This is a genomic window from uncultured Campylobacter sp. (genome assembly GCF_938039245.1).
GTDB lineage: Bacteria > Campylobacterota > Campylobacteria > Campylobacterales > Campylobacteraceae > Campylobacter_A.
This window is the reverse complement of the sequence record NZ_CALHVN010000062.1, coordinates 1-5,960: the sequence shown is the minus strand read 5'-3', so window position 1 is coordinate 5,960 and position 5,960 is coordinate 1. Positions and strand designations below refer to the sequence as shown.

The 5,960-nt window shown below is 48.2% G+C and carries 6 protein-coding genes; 4 read left to right on the top strand and 2 right to left on the bottom strand.

Translation table 11 applies throughout. From position 1 onward, the window contains the following. On the bottom strand, positions 1-625 hold a 625-nt coding region (locus Q0218_RS10895; RefSeq protein WP_297969524.1), incomplete at its 3' end, for an HDOD domain-containing protein. 152 nt (positions 626-777) lie between these two features. On the opposite strand from Q0218_RS10895, the gene ilvC reads away from it, so the two are divergent. From ilvC to ruvX, 4 genes are all read left to right on the top strand, one after another. Beyond that, positions 778-1,800: a ketol-acid reductoisomerase gene (gene ilvC, locus Q0218_RS10890; protein WP_297969523.1), complete on the top strand. Its 1,023-nt coding sequence runs from the start codon at positions 778-780 to the stop codon at positions 1,798-1,800. Then, positions 1,801-3,423 (top strand): divergent polysaccharide deacetylase family protein, encoded by a 1,623-nt coding sequence (locus Q0218_RS10885; RefSeq protein ID WP_297969522.1) that lies wholly within the window; start codon positions 1,801-1,803, stop codon positions 3,421-3,423. Next, the gene (dprA, locus tag Q0218_RS10880; protein WP_297969520.1) at positions 3,420-4,184 is read left to right on the top strand and encodes a DNA-processing protein DprA; all 765 of its coding nucleotides are present in this window, start codon (positions 3,420-3,422) and stop codon (positions 4,182-4,184) included. The genes Q0218_RS10885 and dprA overlap by 4 nt, the downstream gene beginning before the upstream one ends. Positions 4,185-4,662: 478 nt before the next feature. Beyond that, positions 4,663-5,037 carry a Holliday junction resolvase RuvX gene (gene ruvX, locus Q0218_RS10875; RefSeq protein WP_297969518.1) on the top strand — a complete coding sequence of 125 codons (375 nt, stop codon included), beginning with the start codon at positions 4,663-4,665 and terminating at the stop codon, positions 5,035-5,037. Between the two features lie 189 nt (positions 5,038-5,226). Here ruvX and Q0218_RS10870 read toward each other — a convergent pair whose 3' ends face one another. After that, positions 5,227-5,544: a hypothetical protein gene (locus Q0218_RS10870; RefSeq protein ID WP_297969516.1), complete on the bottom strand. Its 318-nt coding sequence runs from the start codon at positions 5,542-5,544 to the stop codon at positions 5,227-5,229. Between the last annotated feature and the right edge of the window lie 416 nt (positions 5,545-5,960).

Here is a 5,960-nt window from a genome sequence, read left to right as displayed (position 1 = left end):
AATAATATATCGCGTCTACTAGCTCGGTTTCTAGGTTCCATTGCTCAAAAATTTTAGCCGTTACCGTTTCGTTTGAGATGCCTACGATCTCGGTTTCTAGATCGGATAGATCAAATGGATTTGAAATTTCTTTTAATCTTTTTCTAAATTCGTCCGCCTTGCCTTTTTCGTTTAACTCATGAGAAATCACGATTTTGCCGACTTCTAGCATAAATGAAGCGGGGCTTAACACGGCGAGTTCTTTTGCGTCGATCTTAGAGTACCAGTTGTACGTGAGGGCATTTTGCATTATGGAAATATTTAAAAAATCGTGGCTAGTAATGCCGTAAGGGTCTAAATTTATCTTAAAGTTCTTTTTAACGGCGCTTGAGAGCGCGAAACCGCGTACAGTCGCCATACCAAAAAGCGATACGGCCTTTTCGATAGTCGTTATTTCGCGACTAAATCCGTAAAGCGGAGAATTTGCCGAGCGTAAAATATTCGCCGTTAACATCGGGTCTTTGGCGATTATCTGAGCTAGGTCGCCTAGCGAACTATTTTCGTTTGAACAGACGGCTTGGACTTTTACTACCGTATCGTCTAGCGGAGGGAGCGCCTTTATATGTTTGTAGATTGAATCATTCATAATTTTTACACTCTATATCTATAAATTTTTATAATCTGCAATTTTACACTAAAAGGCTTTTTAATAAACTTAAATCGAGTCTAAGTCAAGTTTATTTCAGCGCGCAAATAGTATAATCACGCAAATTTATCTTAAAAACAAAGGAATGCAAAATGGCTGTAAACATTTATTACGACAAAGATTGCGATTTGAGCTTGATTAGAAGCAAAACCGTCGCGATGATAGGTTTTGGCTCGCAAGGACACGCGCACGCCGAAAATTTGCGCGACAGCGGCGTAAAGGTGATCGTGGGCCTGGCAAAAGGCGGCAGAAGCTGGGCAAAGGCCGAAGCAAAGGGCTTTGAGGTAAAAACGGTAGCAGAAGCCGCAAAGGCCGCCGACGTCGTTATGATTTTGACTCCGGACGAGCTTCAGGCCGAAATTTTCGAGCGAGAGATTAAACCTAATCTTAAAAGCGGCGCGGCGATCGCATTTGGACACGGTTTTAACGTGCATTTCGGACAGATCAAAGCCCCCGAGAATATCGACGTCATCATGATCGCTCCAAAGGCGCCCGGCCACACCGTAAGGAGCGAATTCGTCCGCGGCGGCGGCATCCCCGATCTAATCGCCGTAGAGCAAAATGCAAGCGGAAAGGCTAAAGAGCTGGCTCTAAGCTACGCTAGCGCGATCGGCGGCGGTAGAACGGGCATCATCGAGACGACCTTTAAAGACGAGACCGAGACCGATCTTTTCGGCGAGCAGGCGGTACTTTGCGGCGGACTTTGCGCGCTGGTAAACGCGGGCTTTGAGACCTTAGTCGATGCCGGATACGAGCCCGAGATGGCGTATTTTGAGTGCCTTCACGAGCTAAAACTAATCGTAGATCTAATGTATCAAGGCGGTATGGCCGATATGCGCTACTCTATCTCAAACACCGCAGAATACGGCGACTACTTAAGCGGCCCGCGCGTCATCGGCGAAGACAGCAAAAAAGCGATGAAGGAAATTTTAAAAGAGATCCAAAACGGTAAATTCGCAAAAGACTTCATCCTCGAGCGTAAGGCCGGATACGTTCGCATGAACGCAGAGCGCGGCATCGCCGAAAGAAGCCTGCTAAATCAAACCGGCAAAAAACTACGCTCCATGATGCCTTGGATTAGCTCGGGCAAACTCATCGACCAAAGCAAAAACTAATTGAACTCAAAATCCAGAAAAAGATCCGCCAAAAAGCGTCCTAAAAAAGGGCGCTTGCGAGGCGGATTTAAGCTACTGTTTTCCGCTATTTTTATTGCCTGTATCTTGCTCGTCGGTGCATTCGTCGGCGCATTTTATTTTTTGGACGTTAAATTTAAGCCGGATGCCGCCGAAAAACTCATCGCAAAGGCGCAAGAGTATCTAAGCGTTTCTAAAAAAGAAGAAACGGCAAATTTGGCGTCGTTTAAGTCCGGTACCGAGGACGCGGACGAAGTCCAAAATAGCGACTCTATCGTGCATTCTAGAGCGAATTTAACGGATATCAAAGCTCTTTTTGCGCAGGCTTCGCTAAATGAGGCGAGTTTAGAAAAAAAAGATAACGGCGCCGGCGCGACTTTTTTACAGGCTTCGCATACGCAAAGCGAGCTTGGTTCGGGTTTTTTAAACGGCGACCAAGACGAGCGAACGAAATTCGTAAAGCGCCAAAACGTCATCGCGCGCGATAAAATTTCTCTTGAGTCGCGCGATCCTTCCGAGCTTGAAGGCGCCGTAAAAAACGGCCTAGTCAAAAAGGACGGACGAGGAAATGAAAATTTAAACTCGCCCGACGCATACGGCGAACGAAACGGCACCCAGGCCTCAAAAAGCGCAAACAAAACGCAAAGCGATGCTCTAGAGCAGACGCTAAAAAGTCCTAAATTTACTATAGATTTCGGCGCGCAAAACGCGGGCGAATCGGGACTGGGCGATGCCGATGCCGCGGGCGTAGACAAAAGCGCGCAAACGCAAAACCAAGATGACAGACAAGAGGCTAAAGTAAGCATCCAAATGAGCGGCCAAAGCGCGCAGGATAAAGAGGACGCGCAAAGCGCTAAAAATAAGGATAAAACTGGCGGGGAAAAGGATGAGAAGCCGCAAAAGCTCGCAGGCTCAATTAGCGAAGATAAAAAATCTAAAATTTACTCAAAGCTAGGCGCTAAACCGCGTCTAGTCATCATCATCGACGACGTGGCGTATAGGCACCAGGTAGACGCGATAAAATCGGTAAATCTAAAGCTCACGCCGTCTTTTTTCCCGGCGACCTCCGCCCACCCCGAGACGCCTGTTTTGGCGCGGCGTTTTAGTTTTCATATGATCCACCTGCCCATGCAGGCTCTAGGCGGCTTTAAGGGCGCTGAGATCGGCACTCTTACTGTAAACGACGACTACGAAAAGATCGCGAAAAAACTGCAAAGCATCAAGCGAGACTTTCCGAATCTAAAATACATCAACAACCATACCGGAAGTCGCTTTACTAGCGACGCTACCGCGATGGATAGGCTGATGCGGGCGATGCGGGACGAAAATTTGATCTTCGTCGATAGTAAGACGACCTCGCCGACCAAGGTTTACGGCGCGGCGAAAAAATACTCGATGCCCTACATCGCGCGCGACGTATTTTTGGATCACGACGGCTCAAAGGCGGCTGTGCGAAAGCAGCTAAAATACGCCGTCGAACTGGCTAAAAAGCGCTCCTACGCCATCGCGATCGGACATCCGCACAAAAACACGATCGAAGTCCTGCAAGAAAGCTCCAAACTCTTGCAAGAGGTCGAGGTCGTCTATCTAAAGGATCTTTTTTGAACGTTTTAACTAAGCTTCCCGGCGGTCTTTTGCGTCTTAAAAAGCCGCCGCAAAAGCTCTATTTCGAGGGAAATTTAGCCTTGCTTGAGCGCCCGATGATCTCGATCGTGGGCTCGAGAAAGGCAAGCGCCTACACAAGGCAGTGCGTAGAGGCGCTGGCTAGGACGCTGGCAAACGGCGGCGTTTGCGTAGTTAGCGGCGCGGCCATCGGCGTAGATATCGCCGCGCACAAGGGCGCATATCCGCATACGGTCGCCGTTTTTGGTAACGGACTAAACAAAATCTACCCGCAAAGCAACGCCAAAATCATCAAAGAAATCTATCAAAACGCGCTGGCTCTTAGCGAGTATGACCCTGACGAGCCGCCGCTCGCGTATAGATTTTTGGAGCGAAACCGCATCGTGGTCGCGCTCTCGCAGGCTCTAGTCGTGGCGCAGGCCGATACCAGAAGCGGCTCGATGCAAAGCGCGCGCATGGCAAAGGAGCTTGGCGTGCCGATATTTACGCTGCCTCAGCGCTTAGGCGAGAGCGACGGGACGAACGAGCTGGTTGCTAGCGGCGCGGCAAATTTGATAAACGATTTTGACGAATTTGCCCTTCGTTTCGGCGGAAAACCCGCACCCGCGCAAGACGACGAGGTGATAAAATTTTGCAAAAACGGCGCGAGCCTTGATGCGGCCTTGGCAAAATTCGGCGATAAAATTTACGAATACGAACTGGAAGGTAAACTGCGAATATCTGGGCTTACGGTGTTTGCGTAGTAAATTTGCTCTATCTGTTTTGCAAGGATGTAGATTTAAATTTTGCGCTAGGCGAGCGGTTTAAATTTGAAAGACCAGGCTAAACGGCGGCAAATTTAAGCAGCTTTTAGTTTAAATTCGCACGGTTTGCAGGCGGTTTTTAAATTTTAGGATTACGTAAATTCTTGGCGTGCGAGAGTGAAATTCGCTCGCTCGTTTTTGCGATTTTTTAAATTTGCGCTAGCTTGCTTGGAGTAACGTTTTTAGCGGACTGCGTTTGCTAAGATTAGGCAGATTTATGCGATAAATTTTAAGGCAAATTTGTTTGCGGCGGGTTTAATTGTTTTGATAATTTCTTAAATTTGCCGCTTTTGCGGATTTATTTGTAAAGCAAATTTTTTAATGTCTCGCAAAATCGGCAAACGGCAGCGATTTTTGGTATTAATTTGCCTGCAAATAACCAAAATCAGGCGCAAAAATCAAAATCTAAAGGACGAAAATGAGCATAATGGCCATCGACGTGGGGCTAAAACGTATCGGCGTGGCGCTAGCCGTCGGGCAAACCGTGATGCCGCAAACGCCCGTACTGCGCAAAAATCGCAATCAAGCCGCGCGCGACGTTAGCGCCGTTTTGCGCGAATACGGAGTAAAAAAGCTAGTCGTGGGCGTGCCGCTTGGGGGATCTAGCGAGGATGAGATGAGGCGGCGGATCGCGCATTTCGTGTCGCTACTCGAATTTGACGGCGAAGTGGTCTATCAGGACGAGGCGATGAGTAGCTTTGAGGCAAGCGAAATTTACGCCGAGGACAGACGCGACGGACGACTGGACAGTATCGCGGCGATGATTATTTTAAAGCGGTATTTGGGGCTTTGAGGCAGTTTGGCGCGCGGTAAAATGGCGGCAAATTCGAGTTTTGCGCTAGTGTTACGTTATGGTCGTCTCGGCTGGTCGTTGCTAGCGCGGAGGTTGAGTAAAATTTAAGCTAATTTTACGCCCTCGCGGTAAATTTAATCGAGGCTTTTGCGTAAATTTTAAAAGCGGCTTGAGCGGCGGATTTATGAGTCAAATTTGACCGTACAGACTCGGATAAAAAGTTCCTTTAGTCCCAGCCGGGCACCGCCACCGGCTATAGCGCTGTATTCGCTCGCCTAGAAACCGCATTTGCTCCGCCGCGCTAAATCGATGCTCGCCGTTTTTCATGACAGTAATCGTTGCGCCGGCCTCGTTTGCAAACTCGTAAATCGTTTCAAAAGAAGTTAGATCGTCGTTTTCGCCGTATAAAATATGCGTCGGCGCCGTCCAGAAGATAGGATGTTCTCTGGCGTAGCAAAGATATCTGCGCGATAGTTTTTCTCCAGATTTTGCGCCGTTTGCCTTCATTTAGCAGCTCATCCTCGCTCGCGTTTGCCAGCGACATCATGTTTAGGATCAAATTTTCCATATTTACGATAGGGGAGATAAGATAGGCCTTCTCGTGTGTATGTCCTGCAAGGCGTGTATGGCAAAAATGCGCCGATACTGTTTGCTACGATCGTCGCGGATTTGCGGCTTTTAAGGATAGACTCAAAATACGGCGCAAATTCCTCTTTTGCCTCCCCGCGGCGTGCGCAGTCGTAATCAAAATTTAGGCACGTCGCTATCTGCAAAAAGCCGTCGGTAGCGAGCCGCTTGTTGCATGTATATGGCTATATCTTTCATGATTTTGCCTTTTTGCGGCGGTTAAGCGGCTAAAATAAAAGTGCTCGCTCGCGTTTGCCAGCGACATCATGTTTAGGATCAAATTTTCCATATTTACG

Coding starts and splice junctions, on each gene's coding strand:
- ruvX (WP_297969518.1), top strand. CDS start 4,663: ATGAGCATAATGGCCATCGACGTGGGGCTAAAACGTATCGGCGTGGCG.
- ilvC (WP_297969523.1), top strand. CDS start 778: ATGGCTGTAAACATTTATTACGACAAAGATTGCGATTTGAGCTTGATT.
- Q0218_RS10870 (WP_297969516.1), bottom strand. CDS start 5,544: ATGAAGGCAAACGGCGCAAAATCTGGAGAAAAACTATCGCGCAGATAT.